Source organism: Sinorhizobium saheli (genome assembly GCF_001651875.1).
Classification (GTDB): Bacteria; Pseudomonadota; Alphaproteobacteria; order Rhizobiales; family Rhizobiaceae; genus Sinorhizobium; species Sinorhizobium saheli.
Window position 1 is genome coordinate 135533 of record NZ_LNQB01000082.1, and the last position, 15371, is coordinate 150903.

15 protein-coding genes, 1 tRNA gene and 1 riboswitch are annotated in these 15371 nt (G+C 64.9%); of the genes, 12 read left to right on the plus strand and 4 right to left on the minus strand.

Annotation, left to right across the window (positions count from 1 at the left end; translation table 11 throughout):
* Nucleotides 1-11 precede the first annotated feature (11 nt).
* Together ATB98_RS19855 and ATB98_RS19860 are read left to right on the plus strand one after the other, a co-directional pair.
* Nucleotides 12-491: a MarR family winged helix-turn-helix transcriptional regulator gene (locus tag ATB98_RS19855; RefSeq protein WP_066876608.1), complete on the plus strand. Its 480-nt coding sequence runs from the start codon at nucleotides 12-14 to the stop codon at nucleotides 489-491.
* Nucleotides 488-1726: a multidrug effflux MFS transporter gene (locus ATB98_RS19860; RefSeq protein WP_066876610.1), complete on the plus strand. Its 1239-nt coding sequence runs from the start codon at nucleotides 488-490 to the stop codon at nucleotides 1724-1726. The genes ATB98_RS19855 and ATB98_RS19860 overlap by 4 nt, the downstream gene beginning before the upstream one ends.
* Nucleotides 1727-1810: 84 nt before the next feature.
* On the opposite strand, the gene ATB98_RS19865 is transcribed toward ATB98_RS19860, so the two are convergent.
* A complete protein-coding gene (locus ATB98_RS19865; protein ID WP_066876613.1) occupies nucleotides 1811-3028 on the minus strand; it encodes an argininosuccinate synthase in 1218 nt (405 codons plus the stop codon).
* A 170-nt stretch (nucleotides 3029-3198) separates the two neighbouring features.
* Here ATB98_RS19865 and ATB98_RS19870 point away from each other — a divergent pair, with 170 nt between their 5' ends.
* The 3 genes from ATB98_RS19870 to ATB98_RS19880 all read left to right on the plus strand — a co-directional run bounded on the left by ATB98_RS19870 (nucleotide 3199) and on the right by ATB98_RS19880 (nucleotide 6352).
* Nucleotides 3199-3840 carry a LysE family translocator gene (locus ATB98_RS19870; RefSeq protein WP_066876617.1) on the plus strand — a complete coding sequence of 214 codons (642 nt, stop codon included), beginning with the start codon at nucleotides 3199-3201 and terminating at the stop codon, nucleotides 3838-3840.
* 240 nt (nucleotides 3841-4080) lie between these two features.
* Nucleotides 4081-4158: riboswitch (SAM riboswitch) on the plus strand.
* 62 nt (nucleotides 4159-4220) lie between these two features.
* Complete coding sequence (metA, locus tag ATB98_RS19875) at nucleotides 4221-5144, plus strand: homoserine O-acetyltransferase MetA (RefSeq protein WP_066876625.1); 924 nt, start codon at nucleotides 4221-4223, stop codon at nucleotides 5142-5144.
* A gap of 191 nt (nucleotides 5145-5335) precedes the next feature.
* Nucleotides 5336-6352 (plus strand): aldose epimerase family protein, encoded by a 1017-nt coding sequence (locus ATB98_RS19880; RefSeq protein ID WP_066876661.1) that lies wholly within the window; start codon nucleotides 5336-5338, stop codon nucleotides 6350-6352.
* Here ATB98_RS19880 and ATB98_RS19885 read toward each other — a convergent pair.
* Nucleotides 6331-7377: a type I asparaginase gene (locus tag ATB98_RS19885; RefSeq protein ID WP_066876629.1), complete on the minus strand. Its 1047-nt coding sequence runs from the start codon at nucleotides 7375-7377 to the stop codon at nucleotides 6331-6333. The two genes, ATB98_RS19880 and ATB98_RS19885, sit on opposite strands and share 22 nt — an antisense overlap.
* A 289-nt stretch (nucleotides 7378-7666) precedes the next feature.
* A tRNA-Gly gene (locus ATB98_RS19890) sits at nucleotides 7667-7741 on the minus strand.
* 275 nt (nucleotides 7742-8016) lie between these two features.
* On the opposite strand from ATB98_RS19890, the gene ATB98_RS19895 reads away from it, so the two are divergent.
* The 4 genes from ATB98_RS19895 to ATB98_RS19910 all read left to right on the plus strand — a co-directional run bounded on the left by ATB98_RS19895 (nucleotide 8017) and on the right by ATB98_RS19910 (nucleotide 10637).
* Complete coding sequence (locus ATB98_RS19895) at nucleotides 8017-8526, plus strand: prolyl-tRNA synthetase associated domain-containing protein (protein WP_066876631.1); 510 nt, start codon at nucleotides 8017-8019, stop codon at nucleotides 8524-8526.
* Nucleotides 8527-8585: 59 nt separating this feature from the next.
* On the plus strand, nucleotides 8586-9566 hold the full coding sequence (gene trxA, locus ATB98_RS19900; RefSeq protein ID WP_066876633.1) for a thioredoxin: 981 nt from the start codon (nucleotides 8586-8588) through the stop codon (nucleotides 9564-9566).
* Nucleotides 9567-9759: 193 nt separating this feature from the next.
* Nucleotides 9760-10440, plus strand: coding sequence for an LON peptidase substrate-binding domain-containing protein (locus ATB98_RS19905; RefSeq protein WP_066876635.1), 681 nt, complete (start codon nucleotides 9760-9762; stop codon nucleotides 10438-10440).
* An 8-nt stretch (nucleotides 10441-10448) separates the two neighbouring features.
* Nucleotides 10449-10637 carry a Trm112 family protein gene (locus ATB98_RS19910; RefSeq protein ID WP_066876637.1) on the plus strand — a complete coding sequence of 63 codons (189 nt, stop codon included), beginning with the start codon at nucleotides 10449-10451 and terminating at the stop codon, nucleotides 10635-10637.
* A gap of 289 nt (nucleotides 10638-10926) precedes the next feature.
* Here ATB98_RS19910 and ATB98_RS19915 read toward each other — a convergent pair whose 3' ends face one another.
* Nucleotides 10927-12141: a ubiquinone biosynthesis hydroxylase gene (locus tag ATB98_RS19915; RefSeq protein WP_066876639.1), complete on the minus strand. Its 1215-nt coding sequence runs from the start codon at nucleotides 12139-12141 to the stop codon at nucleotides 10927-10929.
* An 89-nt stretch (nucleotides 12142-12230) separates the two neighbouring features.
* Here ATB98_RS19915 and tesB point away from each other — a divergent pair, with 89 nt between their 5' ends.
* The 3 genes from tesB to ATB98_RS19930 all read left to right on the plus strand — a co-directional run bounded on the left by tesB (nucleotide 12231) and on the right by ATB98_RS19930 (nucleotide 15147).
* Nucleotides 12231-13115, plus strand: a complete 885-nt coding sequence (gene tesB / locus ATB98_RS19920) for an acyl-CoA thioesterase II (protein WP_066876641.1) — start codon at nucleotides 12231-12233, stop codon at nucleotides 13113-13115.
* Between the two features lie 238 nt (nucleotides 13116-13353).
* Entirely contained in the window at nucleotides 13354-13692 is a 339-nt protein-coding gene (locus ATB98_RS19925) for a P-II family nitrogen regulator (protein ID WP_066876662.1), read from the plus strand.
* Between the two features lie 27 nt (nucleotides 13693-13719).
* Nucleotides 13720-15147, plus strand: a complete 1428-nt coding sequence (locus ATB98_RS19930) for an ammonium transporter (RefSeq protein ID WP_066876643.1) — start codon at nucleotides 13720-13722, stop codon at nucleotides 15145-15147.
* The last annotated feature ends 224 nt before the right edge of the window (nucleotides 15148-15371 follow it).

Genomic DNA, 15371 nt, shown 5'->3' on the forward strand with positions numbered 1-15371 from the left:
AGAACGTTCAGATGCCCAGAAAACTCGAATCCGATACCATCGGGTTGCTTCTCACCGATGTCTCCCGGCTGTTGCGCGGCGCCTTCGATCGCAAGGTGAATGCGATGGAGCTCGGGATCACGCCCGGGGAGGCACGTACGCTGATCCAGGTCGCCGTCACCGAGGGCATCAAGCAGGCCGAGATCGCCACCCGCATGGGCATCGAGCCGATGACGCTTTCGGCCTATCTCGACCGCCTCGAGGCGCTGGGGCTCGTCGCACGCGTGCCCGATCCGGCCGATCGGCGGGCCAAGAACGTCGTTGTCACCGACAGGGCCGACCCGCTCATCGCCGAGCTGGTGGCGGGCCTGCGCGAGATGATGAATGCCTATACCGAGGGCCTGGGCGAGGAGGGGCGGGAGCTCCTGCGCAACAATCTGAGGATCCTCCGCGACAATCTCCGCCGCCTCGATCCCTGCCTTGCCGGCAAGGGGAAGGGAGCGGCGGAATGACGCTCCGGATGAGCGAGCGGCGTACCAGCGTCATCGGCGCCTTCCTGGTGGCGCTCGGGCCCGTTTCGATGGCGCTCTATACGCCGGCAATGCCGGAGCTCGTGCGTGCCTTCGCCTCCAGCGAGGCGGCGATCAAGATGACGCTGTCGCTCTATTTCGGCGGCTTTGCCTTCGCCCAACTCGTCTCGGGCACGTTGTCGGACGTCATCGGCCGGCGCAAAGCGACCCTGATCTTCATGGCGATCTATCTCGCCGGCAGCCTGATGGCGGCCTTCGCGCCCTCGGTCGCGATATTGCTCCTCGGAAGGCTCGTGCAGGGAATCGGCGCCTCCGTCGGCATGACCGTCGCGCGTGCGATCGTGCGCGACCAGTTCACCGGCACCACGGCGGCGCGCATCATGAACATGATCGGCATGATGCTGGCGCTCGGGCCGGCGGTGTCGCCGACGCTCGGCGGCATCGCGCTCGGCCTCTTCGGCTGGCGGTCGATCTTCTTCCTGATGGTCGGCTTCGCGCTGATGGCCTGCTTCACCGTGCAGTTCTTCATGGCCGAGACGGTGACGCCGGACCGCAGCAAGGGGCATCTCAAGCCGATCCTCGCGGCCTATCGCGAGCTCTCGGCGGACAGCCGCTTCCTCTCCTCGACTCTGGTGATCGCCGGTGCGGTCGGAGCGCTTTATGCCTGGGCGACCATGCTGCCCTTCGTGCTGATCAGCCAGGTCGGCCTGACCCCGACCGAATTCGGCGTCGGCATGCTGATGCAGTCGGGCTTCTTCTTTTCCGGCACGGTGACGGTGCGGCTCCTGATGCGGCGCTTCACGCCGCAGGCGCTGGTGCCCGCCGGCCTCTCTTTCATCGGGGCGGCGAGCCTCGTCCTCGCCTTCACCATGCATCTCATGGAGCCGACCTTCCTCGCCGTGATGGCGCCGATCGGCATCTATACCTTCGGCATCGCCTTCGTCATGCCCTACATGATGACGGCCTGCATGGTGCCCTTCCCGCATATTGCCGGCACCGCCTCGGCGGTGATGGGCTTCATCCAGATGGGCTCCGGACTTCTCGGCGGCGCGCTCGCCGCCCTCGTCGGCGCCCCGGCGCTGGCGCTCGGAACGATCATCCCGGGCTTCGGCGTGATCTCCATCGCAAGCTATTTCTGGTATCGCAGAAGCGTGCGCCTGAGACCGCTCGTCGTTCCGGCAGCCGTCGAAGCGCCAGTCCCCGACGCGGCGGAATAGAGCAGTTTCCGCCACGACGCCCGCTTTGGACACGAAAAAGCCGCGACGGATCGCTCCGCCGCGGCTTGTATCCAATAACCGGCCTTAGCGGTTGCGCGCGGCGAGCGTGCGCAGGCGCAGCGCATTGAGCTTGATGAAGCCGGCGGCGTCCTTCTGGTCGTAGGCGCCCTGGTCGTCCTCGAAGGTGACGAGCTTGTCCGAATAGAGCGACTTGTCGCTCTCGCGGCCGATAACCATGACATTGCCCTTGTAGAGCTTCAGCGTCACTTCGCCTTCGACATGCTCCTGGCTCTTGTCGATCGCCGCCTGCAGCATCTCGCGTTCCGGCGAGAACCAGAAGCCGTAATAGATGAGCTCGGCATAGCGCGGCATCAGCTCGTCCTTGAGGTGTGCGGCGCCGCGGTCGAGGGTGATGCTCTCCATCGCCCGGTGGGCGGCAAGCAGGATCGTGCCGCCGGGGGTCTCGTAGACGCCGCGCGACTTCATGCCGACGAAGCGGTTCTCGACGAGGTCGAGGCGGCCGATGCCGTTGTCGCGGCCGTATTCGTTCAGCTTGGCGAGCAGCGTCGCCGGCGACAGACGCACGCCGTTGATCGAGACGGCATTGCCGCGCTCGAAGCCGATCTTGATGACGGTCGCCTGATCCGGTGCGGCCTCCGGCGAGATCGTGCGCATGTGGACGTATTCTGGCGCTTCCTGGGCCGGGTCTTCCAGCACCTTGCCCTCGGAGGAGGAGTGCAGCAGGTTGGCGTCGACGGAGAAGGGGGCCTCGCCCTTCTTGTCCTTGGCGACCGGGATCTGGTGCTTCTCGGCGAATTCGAGCAGCTCGGTGCGGCTCTTGAACGACCAGTCGCGCCAGGGGGCGATGATCTTGATGTCGGGGTTCAAGGCATAGGCCGAGAGCTCGAAGCGGACCTGGTCGTTGCCCTTGCCGGTCGCGCCGTGGGCGATAGCGTCGGCACCGGTCTTCCTGGCGATGTCGATCAGGTGCTTGGAGATCAGCGGCCGGGCGATCGAGGTGCCGAGCAGGTAGACGCCCTCATAGACCGCATTGGCGCGGAACATCGGGAAGACGAAGTCACGCACGAATTCCTCGCGGACGTCCTCGATATAGATCTCCTTGATGCCGAGCATCTCCGCCTTCTTGCGCGCCGGCTCCAGTTCCTCGCCCTGGCCGAGGTCGGCGGTGAAGGTCACCACCTCGGCGCCGAGTTCCGTCTGCAGCCATTTGAGGATGATCGAGGTGTCGAGACCGCCGGAATAGGCGAGAACGACCTTTTTCACGTCTTTATGCGAAGCCATGGTTTTGATCCGTCTGCTCTCAAGGGGGCGATGCTGCCCATGCAAAATCTGCGGCACTTTAGCCAGAACTCGAAGCGATACAAGCGGAACCGGCGGCATTCGGACGAATCTGCTGGCAAAAGCCGGTGAGCTTCAGTATCAGCGGAGACCAGCTTCCCGAGGAACGTGCCATGGACTTCGTACCGAGCCTGTCGACTCTCTTCATGTTTGCCGGCGCCAGCCTGCTTCTCGCCGCAACGCCGGGCCCGGACATGACGCTGTCGATCAGCCGGGCGCTGGCGCAGGGCAGGAAGGCGGCGCTCCTCGTCGTGGTCGGAACCGGGCTCGGCATCGTCGTCCACACGCTGCTCGTCGCCTTCGGCGTCTCGGCGCTGATCACCGCATCGCCGACCGCCTTCCTGGTCCTGAAGACCGGCGGCGCCGCCTATCTCCTGTGGCTGGCGATCCAGGCGATCCGTTTTGGTTCCAGCCTGACGGTCACGAAGGTGACCGAGGCCAGGGGCGGCGCGCTGTCGAACGTCGCGACCGGCTTCTCGGTGAACATCCTGAACCCCAAGGTCGTGATCTTCTTCATGACCTTCCTGCCGCAATTCGTCAGCGCCGACGATCCGGCGGTGACCGGCAAGCTCTTGTTCCTCGGCTTCTTCTTCATCCTCATCGGCATGCCGGTCAATGCCCTGGTGGTGCTTGCCGCCGACTGGCTTGCGGCCTGGCTGCAGCGCAACAGGCGCGTGATGCGGGCGATCGACTACAGCTTTGCCGGCGTCTTTTCCGTCTTTGCGGTAAAGATTTTTCTGACGCAGGCGCGGTGAGATCAACGAAGTTTGCCCCTCATCCGCCTGCCGGCACCTTCTCCCCGTGAAACGGGGCGAAGGGGGGTGCGGTGCGCCCTCAATCCGCTCCCCCTTGCTGGCGGTAGGGTGCGCCGCCGCGGCTTGCGCTCTTCTCCCCGTTTCAACGGGGAGAAGATGCCGGCAGGCAGATGAGGGGCGCCACCCCTCCGCCGCGCCCGAATCCTTTTTCGTTGACCGCGCGGCACGCGCCGCGCTATCAAGCATTCTCGTGGTGATTTGGCCGGCCGGCTTGCAGCCACGTTAAAGAAATCGCTAAAGGGCCGAGGAAAAACGGATTTCCGAGGACCGGTCGCGATCATTGTCGCCGCCGGTTTTTTTGTATTTGATCGAGTGGAGCCATGCCCATCAAGATTCCCGATACGCTGCCCGCCTTCGAAACTCTCGTCCACGAGGGTGTGCGGGTGATGACCGAGACCGTGGCGATCCGTCAGGACATCCGCCCGCTTCAGATCGGGCTCCTGAACCTCATGCCGAACAAGATCAAGACCGAGATCCAGATGGCGCGGCTGATCGGCGCGACGCCGCTGCAGGTCGAGCTGACGCTGGTGCGCGTCAACGGCCACCGGCCGAAGAACACGCCCGAGGAACACCTCCTCGCCTTCTACGAAACCTGGGAGGAGGTGAAGGGCCGCAAGTTCGACGGCTTCATCATCACCGGCGCGCCGGTCGAGACGCTCGAATATGAAGAGGTCACCTACTGGAAGGAGTTGCAGCGCATCTTCGACTGGACCACGACGAACGTCCATTCGACGATGAACGTCTGCTGGGGCGCGATGGCGGCGATCTATCATTTCCACGGCGTTCCGAAATACCCGCTGAAGGAAAAGGCCTTCGGCGTCTACCGCCACCAGAACCTGAAACCCTCCTCGGTCTACCTGAACGGCTTCTCCGACGATTTCGCCGTGCCGGTCTCGCGCTGGACCGAGGTGCGCCGCGCCGACATCGACCGGGTGCCGGACCTCGAGATCCTGATGGAATCGAAGGAAATGGGCGTCTGCCTGGTGCACGAGAAGAAGGGCAACCGGCTCTACATGTTCAACCACGTCGAATATGACTCGACCTCGCTGTCGGACGAATATTTCCGCGACGTGGACGCCGGCGTGCCGATCAAGCTGCCGCACGACTACTTCCCGCACAACGATGCCGCGCTGCCGCCGCAGAACCGCTGGCGCAGCCACGCGCATCTCTTCTTCGGCAACTGGATCAACGAGATCTATCAGACGACGCCCTATCAGCTGGAAGAGATCGGCAGCCGGGCCTGATGCCGCCCCCTGCAGCGCCTGCTGCACCTCTTTGTCCCTGACAGGGGTCGGTTCAAGGAGACACGCAGGACCCGGCGGAAAAGTATGACTTTATGGTTGCCGCGCCGGGGGAAATGACGCAGTTTGTCACCGGTTCGATCAAAGTTCTGCGGCGGGACGCGCGCGCCTGCATGCCGCGACAGGGAGAGAAGATGAGCGCTGAAACGGAAATCTTCGGCCGCCTGCCCTCGGGCGAGCCGGTCCATCGGGTAACGCTTCGCGGCGGCGGCCTGACGGCGAAGGTGATCACCTGGGGCTCGGTCATCCAGGACCTGCGGCTCGAGGGCCACGCACCGCCGCTGGTGCTCGGCTTCGAGGACTTCGACAGCTATCCCGCCCATTCCGCCTATTTCGGCGCCACGCCCGGACGCAACGCCAACCGCATCGGCGGCGGGCGGTTCACGCTCGACGGCAAGGCCTACCAACTCGAGCTCAACGAGAACGGCGTTACCCATCTCCACGGCGGCAGCGACAATATCGGCAAGCGCAACTGGACGACCGTCGCGCGGACGGAAGACAGCGTCACGCTCAGGATCACCGACCCGGACGGCCGCGCCGGCTATCCGGGCAATTGCACGGTCACCTGCACCTACCGGCTGAAGCCGGGCGGCGTCTTGAACGTCGTCTACGAATCCGAGACCGATGCACCGACGCTCGCCAATGTCTGCCAGCACAGCTATTTCAATCTCGACGGCGGCGAGGACGCGCGCGGCCACGACATCATGATCGCCGCCGACCATTACCTGCCGACGGACGAACGGCTGATCCCGACCGGCGAGATCCGCCCCGTCGCCGGCACCGCCTTCGACCTGCGTGAGATGACCTCGCTGCGCCGTCAGATGGAGGGCGAGAAGATCGCCTATGACCACAATTTCTGCCTCTCGCCGGAGCGGGCCCAGAAGCGCTCGGTGGCGCTTGCCCGCAGCATCAATTCCGGCGTCTCGCTCGAAGTGCTGACCACGGAACCCGGCGTCCAGCTCTATACCGGCGGCAAGCTCAAGGTCCCGGTCCCGGGTCTCGGCGGGCGCCGCTACGGTCCCTTCGCCGGCTTCTGCCTCGAGACGCAGGTCTGGCCCGACGCGGTGAACCACGACGGGTTCCCGACGGCGGTGCTCCGGCCGGGCGAAACGCTGCGGCAGGAGACGGACTACGTTTTCGCGAAGAACTGAGCGCCGGGCGCGGTCATTTCCCCGGCGAGCGGCCGGGCCATGCGGGCGCGGATCTCCTCCGCAGGCAGCCCTTCCGCGATCAGCACATGGAGCTTCGCAAAGGCGGCCTCCAGCGTCATGTCGCCCCCCGAAACGACGCCGATGCGGGCGAGCGCCGCCCCGGTGGCATAGGTGTCCTGCGCCACGGCGCCGATCACGCATTGCGTGGTATTGACCACGGTGACGCCCCGCGCCACCGCCTGGCCGATGGCGCCGACGAGCCGCGCGTCGGCCTCCGGCACATTGCCGACGCCATAGCTGCGCAGCACCACGCCGCGCAGATCGGCAGAGGCGAGCACCGCCTCGAAGACGCGCGGCGAAAGACCCGGGTGGATGGTCAGCACCGCCACCGCCTCCGGTTCGAAATGCTCCGGCTGAAGGAACGCCCTGGGCTCCGCGCCGAGGAGCAACGCGCCGTGCAGCACGATGTTGATGCCCGCTTCGGCGATCGGCGGATAGTTGGGCGAATCGAAGGCGTCGAAACGGTCGGTGGCGATCTTGCGGCTGCGGTTGCCCCTGAGCAGCTTGCGGCCGAAGCAGAGGCCCACCTCGCGGATCGCAGGCTGCGCCGCAAGGATGAGCGCCATCTCGAGATTTTCCAGGGCGTCGCTGCGCGGCGCCGCGAGCGGAATCTGCGCGCCGGTGAGGATCACCGGCTTGTCGAGTCCGCGCAGCATGAAGGAGAGCGCGGAGGCCGTCCAGGCCATGGTGTCGGTGCCGTGGAGGACGACGAAGCCGTCATAGGCGTCCCAGCGGCGCACCAGTTCGCCGGCAATGGCCGGCCACTGTGCCGGCTGCAGATTGGCGCTGTCGATCAGGCGGTCGAGTTCGACGATGTCGCAACCGGGCAGCGGCGTGGCCGAGGCCGTTTCGCCCAGCCGGCGCTTGAGCAGCGCGCCGAAACCCGGCATCGGCCTGAGCCCGCCGGGAGAGGGCTCCATGCCGATGGTGCCGCCGGTGTGGAGGATGAGGATGCGGGGTGTCATGCGCGTTTTGCTCCGGTAGCGTGATCTCCTGCGGGACGTTGGCCGATCGGCGATTCTCGTTCGGTGCGCATGTCGTCGCTCTCGCAAACTAACCGTTTCGGGAGGCCGGCCCGCTTGGCGTAAAATCCACGTCTCGCCTTTCCTGCCATTGAAATCAATGCCGGCTGGTGGAATTCCCCGATAGAGGATCGCAGCGTCGTATCGCGACCGAGCGCAACCGCAGCCGGTCGGAACGAGCCGAGCGCATGGCGCAGATTTTGGCTAAGTCGCTTGATTTTCTTGAAGAAACTGGAGCGGGCGAAGGGATTCGAACCCTCGACCCCAACCTTGGCAAGGTTGTGCTCTACCCCTGAGCTACACCCGCTCATCAGACCCAGGCCCGGGGTAGTCGGTGGACCTTGGGTGCCGCCCCGTGTTGCGGCGACGGGCGCTATATGGCCTAAGCCTTTTTCAAATGCAACAGGGAAATGACGCGAAATGCGAAGATTTTTTTCGCGGCGCATCGCAAGCCCGCGAAATGCCGGGGTTCCGCGTGTATGCCGCTCCGCTGTATAGGCATCGTCGCGGTTGAGATTGCACAGTCGGTCCCTTCTTCGTAAAGCAGGCGAGAATATTCAGGATCGCAGAAAGGATTGACCGATGAGCGAGGGACCGCCGAAGACCGCGGAGGAGCTGTTCCGCTTTCTCGACACGCTCGGGATCGAACATAAGACGACGCGGCATCAGCCGGTCTTCACCGTCGCCGAATCGGTGGCGCTGCGCGACGAAATACCCGGCGGACATACAAAAAACCTGTTCCTGAAGGACAAAAAGGACAATTATTTCCTTCTGACGGTCGAGGAGAACGCGACGGTGGACCTGAAGACTGTCCACCAGCTCATCGGCGCCGCCAGCAAGGTGTCCTTCGGCAAGCCGGACAAGCTGATGGAATATCTCGGCGTGATCCCGGGCGCGGTCACCGCCTTCGGCGCGATCAACGACAAGGAAGGCAAGGTGAAGTTCGTCCTGGACGAGGCGCTGATGGCATTCGAGACGATCAACTGCCATCCGCTCTCGAACGACCAGACGACCTCGATCGCATCGAAGGACATGCTGCGTTTCATGCAAGCGACCGGGCACGAGCCGCTTGTCTTGAAAGTGACGGCCTGACATACGATCTTTGGCGCTGAAATCATGAAGTCGGGCGGCAAGTCCGCGAGGAGAGAAGAATGGGCGGTAGCGACAATCCCTATGCAGGATCCTTTGGCAACCAGATGACGGGTTCGGCCTCGTTCGGCGGCCAGCCGGGATCGAATGCCGCGGGGGCGCCGGGCGACCTCGTCACGGACACGACAACCGCCACCTTCTCTCGGGATGTGCTCGAGGCATCGCGCCAGCAGCCGGTGCTGGTCGATTTCTGGGCCCCCTGGTGCGGGCCGTGCAAGCAATTGACCCCGGTGATCGAGAAGGTCGTACGGGAGGCGGCGGGCCGCGTGAAGCTCGTCAAGATGAACATCGACGACCACCCCTCGATCGCCGGACAGCTCGGCATCCAGTCGATCCCGGCCGTCATCGCCTTCGTCGGGGGACGTCCGGTCGACGGATTCATGGGCGCCGTGCCCGAGAGCCAGATCCGCCAGTTCATCGACCGCATCGGCGGCCCGGCCGTCGATGACGGCAAGGGCGAGATCGAGGCGGTGCTCGCCGAGGCGAAGGCGCTTCTCGACGCCGGCGACGCGCAGAGTGCCGCCGGCCTCTACGGCGCGGTGCTGCAGGCCGAACCGGAAAATACGGCGGCGATCGCCGGCATGGTCGAGTGCATGATCGCGCTCGGCGAGCTCGGCGAGGCGCGCCAGGCGCTGTCCGGCCTGCCCGAGGCGCTCGCCAAGGACGCGGCCGTCACCGCCGTCTCGAAGAAGCTCGACCAGATCGAAGAGGCGCGCAAGCTCGGCGATCCGGCCGCGCTCGAACATCAGCTGGCGCTCGATCCGGACGACCATGCGGCAAGGCTGAAGCTCGCCAAGATTCGCAATGTCGAAGGCGACAGGACCGCCGCAGCCGATCATCTCCTGATGATCATGAAGCGCGACCGCAGCTTCGAGGACGACGGCGCCCGCCGGGAACTCCTGGCCTTCTTCGAGGTATGGGGGCCGAAGGACCCGGCAACGATCGCCGCCCGGCGCAAGCTCTCCTCGATCCTTTTCTCGTAAGTTCGCGATGAGGTCGGGAGGACAAGGCGGGACGATGTCCGCGGCGCCGAAAAGGGCTGCCTGATTTTTTTGCCGGCATCGGCTGTGTTCGCGCGTCTCGTCTCTTGAGATTTTGCCGGGGCGCACCATTTTTCTGATCGTGCCGGCGCTTTTGCATCAGGGCGGCGGGCCGCCATCTGCAGGGTCTATCGGAATGCATGTCGGAAATGCGCGCTATCTCGGTCCGCAGGACTTGCCGGAGATTCTTCCGGTGTTTCCGTTGACGGGCGCGCTCCTGCTTCCCGGCGCACAGCTTCCGCTCAATATCTTCGAACCGCGCTACCTTGCGATGTTCGACGATGCGCTCGCCGGCAACCGGCTGATCGGCATCGTCCAGCCCTCCTTTGCCGAGGGGCGCAACGACATCGACGTCTCCGCCGTGCCGGCGCTCTGCCAGGTCGGCTGCATCGGCCGGATCACCTCCTTCGCCGAGACCGGGGACGGCCGTTACATCACCTCGCTCACGGGCGTGTGCCGCTTCCGCCTCTTCGCCGAGGTCGCCGGCGACCGCGGCTATCGGCGCTTCCGCATCGGCCCCTTCGCCAGCGATCTCGACAATCCCGACGACGAGGGCCTCGTCGACCGCCAAGCGCTGCTCGCCGCCTTCCGCGCCTATCTCGACGCCAACAAGCTGGAGGCCGACTGGGAAAGCGTCGAACGGGCGAACAACCGCACGCTCGTCAATTCCATGGCGATGATGTCTCCCTACGGGCCGGCGGAAAAACAGGCGCTGCTGGAGGCCCCGGATCTCAAGACCCGTGCCGAAACGCTGATCGCGATCACCGAGATCGTGCTCGCCCGAAATTTCGGCGACCTCGACAACATCCTGCAGTGAACCGAACCATGGACGTCAACGCCAGCAGGGTCGACCCGAAGCTTCTCGAGCTGCTTGTCTGTCCCTTGACCAAGGGGCGGCTCAGCTACGACGCCGAAGCCAACGAACTGATCTCGGAAAAGGCCCGTCTCGCCTATCCGATCCGCGACGGCGTGCCGATCATGCTGGTGTCGGAGGCGCGGAAGATCGAGGAGTGAAGCGGGTCCGCACCTCTCTGCACCGGATTACTCCTCCCGACGCATTATCCCTCCCAACCACTTCCCACAAGGGCCCACAAGGGGGAGGGGCTTGTCCGCCGCACCGTCGCCGCCTTTCCTCGGCGCGTAACATAACTGGTTGAGCAACCTGGTTTTCTGGCTGGCGTATGAACCCGACGCTGCGGGCATACGTTTCAATGCGGGCAGCCGGTTGCAACGGGCATGATCCCCTCACCTTGTGGGGAGGATTGGGGAGGGGTCTCGCCTACCAGAGTAGATGCAGCAGCGCTCAGATCGGCTCGCCGGCCAGCAACCGCGGATCGCCGCGGCCGGCGACGCCGGCGGCCTGGCGGATGAAGAAATTCTTGAGCGAGGGCAGGCGGTCGACGAGGCCGAGGCCGACGTCGCGGATGACCCTGACCGGGGTGATGTCGTTGGAGAAGAGCCGGTTGAGGACGTCGGTGGTCACCCCCATCCGGAAGGTGTCGAAGCGCCGCCAGGTCTGGTAGCGCTCGAGCACCGCGAGCGAGCCGATGTCGAGGCCGAGGCGATCGGCCTCGACGATGGTTTCGGCGAGTGCCGCCACGTCCTTGAAGCCGAGGTTCAGCCCCTGGCCGGAAATGGGATGGATGCCGTGCGCCGCGTCGCCGGCGAGCGCAAAGCGCGGGGCGACGAAATCGCGGGCAAGCGTCAGGCCGAGCGGAAAGGCCCGGCGGCCGCCGACGACCTTGAGACGGCCGAGCTTGTGGCCGAAACGGCGCTCCAGTTCCTCCTCGAAGAGAAAGTCGTCGCCGCTGACGAGGCGTTCGGCGTCATATGTGTTCTCGGTCCAGACGAGCGACGAGCGGTTGTTCCCGAGCGGCAGGGTCGCGAAGGGGCCGGCCGGGAGGAAATGCTCCTCCGCCGTGCCGCCGTGCGGGCGTTCATGCTCGACGGTCGTGACGATGCCCGATTGGCCGTAGTCGAATTCCACCACCTTTATGCCGGCCGCCTCGCGCAGCCTCGAGCGTACGCCGTCGCAGGCGACGAGGAGGCGCGCCTCCAGCGCCTCACCGCTCGCAAGCGTCACGGCGACCGCGTGCTCGCCGCTCTTGAAGCTTTCGACCATCGTCGATTGCCGGATCGCAACGCCGGCTTCCTCGCAGGCGCGGCGCAGCGCGCCGACGAGCGCCGTGTTCGGCACCATGTGGGCAAAGGGGCGGCCATCGCCGCCGTCGCCCTCGAAGGTGAGGAAGACCGGGCGGACGGGATCGGCCGTCCGCGAATCGGTGATCACCATCTTCAGGATCGGTTCGGCCTCCGGCGCGATCGCGGCCCAGACGCCGAGGACGTCGAGCATCCGCTCGGCCGCCGCGGCCACCGCCGAGGCCCGCTCGTCCCTCTTCCAGGCGCCTTCCGGCGCGCCGTCAGCGACCACGACGTCAAGATGGGGGGCCGCCTTCTTGAGCGACACGGCAAGCGACAGGCCGACATAGCCGCCCCCGGCAATCAACACATCGATCATCCGCCTCGTCTCCCGTCGCTCTTGAGCATCGTCTTCTGCCTATATAGATCAATGCCATCGCCGTTCCTACCATTGGAGATCGCCGAAAAATGTCGCGCCCCACCGAGACCGCCACGCCCATGGACGCGCTTCTCGCGATCCTCGACCTCGAAAAGCTGGAGGAGAACCTTTTCCGGGGCCTGAGCCCGCAGGTGGGCTGGCAGCGGGTCTTCGGCGGCCAGGTGATCGGGCAGGCGCTGGTCGCCGCCCAGCGCACCGTCGACGCGGGCCGCTACGTCCATTCCCTGCATGCCTATTTCATGCGGCCCGGCGATCCGTCGGTGCCGATCGTCTACGACGTGGACCGCATCCGCGACGGCTCGAGCTTCGCGACGCGGCGGGTGGTGGCGATCCAGCACGGCAAGGCGATCTTCGCCATGTCGGCCTCCTTCCAGTATGACGAGGACGGCTTCGAGCATCAGTTCGACATGCCGGCCGTGCCGATGCCGGAAACGCTGCCGGGCGAGCGGGAACTGAGGGAGAAGTTCCTCGTCCACGCGCCGGAGGCGATACGCCGCTACTGGGAACGGCCGCGGCCGATCGAAATCCGGCCGGTATCGGTCGAGCACTATTTCTCGCGCGACAAGCTGCCGCCGACCCAGGACGTCTGGGTGAAAGCCGTCGGGCAGGTGCCGGACGAGCGCCATCTACAGGCGGCCGTCCTTGCCTATCTTTCCGACATGACGCTTCTCGACACCTCGCTCTATGCGCACGGCACCTCGGTGTTCGACCGCAACCTGCAGGTCGCGAGCCTCGACCACGCCATGTGGTTCCACCGCCCGTGCCGGATGGATGACTGGCTGCTCTACAGCCAGGACAGTCCGAGCGCGCACGGCGCCCGCGGCATGACGCGGGGCAGCCTGTTCGATCGCTCGGGCCTGCTGATTGCCTCGGTGGCGCAGGAAGGACTGATTCGTAAAAAGGCAATTGCGTAAAACATGTGCAATTTTTAAAAATTGCTCATTCTTTAATCGTTTGAACTGGCGTTTTTTTAGCATTTTGCCATGCATCCGCGGCAGAATGCGATTTTCCCCTGTCTTTTCCTAGGCTTAGCCTCTCTCCTCGAATCTGGCACGCCCCTTGAATGTAGTTTTCCGGTTGCCCGGCGCTGGAGGCGCTTGAAGCAGCAAGGAGAGACGGCCTCCGATGGAGGCAGACAAGGATGGGAAACCGATGAAAATTGTGATGGCCATTATCAAGCCGTTCAAGCTCGATGAGGTCCGTGAAGCCCTCACTGCCGTAGGCATCCAGGGTTTGACCGTGACCGAAGTGAAGGGCTACGGCCGCCAGAAGGGGCACACCGAAATCTATCGTGGCACCGAATATGCCGTGAGCTTCCTGCCGAAACTGAAGATCGAGGTCGCGGTTCCGACGGAGATCGTCGACAAGGCCGTCGAGGCCATCGCCTCGGCCGCCAAGACCGGCCAGATCGGCGACGGCAAGATCTTCGTCTATTCGATTGACCACGCCGTGCGCATCCGCACCGGCGAAACCGATTCAGAAGCGCTGTAAGCAGCGCCGATCAGGGAGCATTTTTCGATGTCGTCATTCAATCTTTCCCTCTCTCTTCGACGCGTGGGCGCCACCGCTGCCGCCTTGCTCGCGCCGGTCGTCGCCTTCGCCCAGGAAGCGGCGCCCGCCGCTGCCGAGGCCGTTGCGGCAACGCCGGTTCCGGACAAGGGCGACACCACCTGGATGCTGCTGTCTACCATCCTCGTCCTGCTGATGACCCTTCCCGGCCTCGCGCTCTTCTATGGCGGCCTGGTGCGCGCCAAGAACATGCTGTCGGTGCTGATGCAGGTCCTGATGATCACGGCCGTCGTGATGATCATCTGGGTGACCTACGGCTATTCGCTGACCTTCACGGATGGCGGCTCGCTCAACTCCTTCATCGGCGGCTTCTCGAAAATGTTCCTGGCGGGTGTCGACACGACGACCCTGGCGGAAAGCTTCTCGAAGGGCGTCTTCATCCCCGAATACGTCTTCGTCGTCTTCCAGATGACCTTCGCCTGCATCACGCCGGCCCTGATCGTCGGCGCCTTCGCCGAGCGCATCAAGTTCTCGGCCGTCATGCTGTTCGTCATCCTGTGGGTGACCTTCGTCTACTTCCCGATCGCCCACATGGTCTGGTTCTGGGGTGGCCCGAGCGCCTATACGGCACCGACCGGCCTGATCTTCTCCTTCGGCGCGATCGACTTCGCCGGCGGCACCGTCGTCCACATCAATGCCGGCATTGCGGGCCTCGTCGGCGCGATCATGCTCGGCAAGCGCACGGGCTACAAGCGCGAGATCATGGCTCCGCACTCGATGACGCTCACCATGGTCGGCGCCTCGCTGCTGTGGGTCGGCTGGTTCGGCTTCAATGCCGGCTCGAACCTCGAAGCCAATGCCTATGCGGCCCTCGCAATGATCAACACCTTCCTGGCGACCGCCGCCGCGATCGTCTCCTGGGCGGTCGTTGAAACGCTCGTTCGCGGCAAGGCCTCGATGCTCGGCGCCGCCTCGGGTGCCGTTGCCGGTCTGGTTGCGGTCACCCCGGCCGCCGGCTTTGCCGGGCCGATGGGCGCGATCGTGCTCGGCCTCGCCGTCTCGCCGGTCTGCTACTTCTTCGTCGACGTGGTAAAGAACAAGTTCCACTATGACGACAGCCTCGACGTGTTCGGCATCCACGGCGTCGGCGGCATCCTCGGCGCGATCGCAACCGGCATCCTCGTGAACCCGGCGCTCGGCGGCGCAGGCATCGTCGACTATTCGACCGCCGACTTCGCCGCTGGCTACGCCGGCACGGCAACGCAGGTCTTGGCGCAGCTCAAGGGCGTGCTCGTCACCGTCGTCTGGTCCGGCATCGGTTCGGCCATCCTCTTCAAGGTTGTCGATGCGATCGTCGGCCTGCGCGTTTCGGTCGAAGCGGAGCGCGAAGGTCTCGACCTCTCCTCCCATGGCGAGGCTGCCTATCACGCCAGCTAAGCGAATCGCGGCGCCGGCAGACCGGCGCCGCCAAAAGTCCCGTCGCGATCCGCATTTTTCGCGGATCGCCCTTTCGCCCGGATCCTTGCGATCCGGGCTTTTTTTGTGATCTGTAGGCAGCGTCCGGATCCCTATGTCGACCGCCCCTCACATGAGGCTTTCGCCGTCAAGCCCCTGCGTATGAGGAGTTCCTCCTTGTTCGCCGGGTTCGGTCTTGCTCCTCG

Excerpts from the sequence above, each read along its gene's own strand:
- ATB98_RS19930 (WP_066876643.1), top strand. The coding sequence starts at position 13,720 with ATGTCGTCATTCAATCTTTCCCTCTCTCTTCGACGCGTGGGCGCCACC.
- ATB98_RS19880 (WP_066876661.1), top strand. The coding sequence starts at position 5,336 with ATGAGCGCTGAAACGGAAATCTTCGGCCGCCTGCCCTCGGGCGAGCCG.
- ATB98_RS19865 (WP_066876613.1), bottom strand. The coding sequence starts at position 3,028 with ATGGCTTCGCATAAAGACGTGAAAAAGGTCGTTCTCGCCTATTCCGGC.
- ATB98_RS19895 (WP_066876631.1), top strand. The coding sequence starts at position 8,017 with ATGAGCGAGGGACCGCCGAAGACCGCGGAGGAGCTGTTCCGCTTTCTC.
- ATB98_RS19925 (WP_066876662.1), top strand. The coding sequence starts at position 13,354 with ATGAAAATTGTGATGGCCATTATCAAGCCGTTCAAGCTCGATGAGGTC.
- ATB98_RS19855 (WP_066876608.1), top strand. The coding sequence starts at position 12 with ATGCCCAGAAAACTCGAATCCGATACCATCGGGTTGCTTCTCACCGAT.
- ATB98_RS19910 (WP_066876637.1), top strand. The coding sequence starts at position 10,449 with ATGGACGTCAACGCCAGCAGGGTCGACCCGAAGCTTCTCGAGCTGCTT.
- ATB98_RS19905 (WP_066876635.1), top strand. The coding sequence starts at position 9,760 with ATGCATGTCGGAAATGCGCGCTATCTCGGTCCGCAGGACTTGCCGGAG.
- tesB (WP_066876641.1), top strand. The coding sequence starts at position 12,231 with ATGTCGCGCCCCACCGAGACCGCCACGCCCATGGACGCGCTTCTCGCG.
- ATB98_RS19885 (WP_066876629.1), bottom strand. The coding sequence starts at position 7,377 with ATGACACCCCGCATCCTCATCCTCCACACCGGCGGCACCATCGGCATG.
- trxA (WP_066876633.1), top strand. The coding sequence starts at position 8,586 with ATGGGCGGTAGCGACAATCCCTATGCAGGATCCTTTGGCAACCAGATG.
- ATB98_RS19860 (WP_066876610.1), top strand. The coding sequence starts at position 488 with ATGACGCTCCGGATGAGCGAGCGGCGTACCAGCGTCATCGGCGCCTTC.
- ATB98_RS19870 (WP_066876617.1), top strand. The coding sequence starts at position 3,199 with ATGGACTTCGTACCGAGCCTGTCGACTCTCTTCATGTTTGCCGGCGCC.
- metA (WP_066876625.1), top strand. The coding sequence starts at position 4,221 with ATGCCCATCAAGATTCCCGATACGCTGCCCGCCTTCGAAACTCTCGTC.
- ATB98_RS19915 (WP_066876639.1), bottom strand. The coding sequence starts at position 12,141 with ATGATCGATGTGTTGATTGCCGGGGGCGGCTATGTCGGCCTGTCGCTT.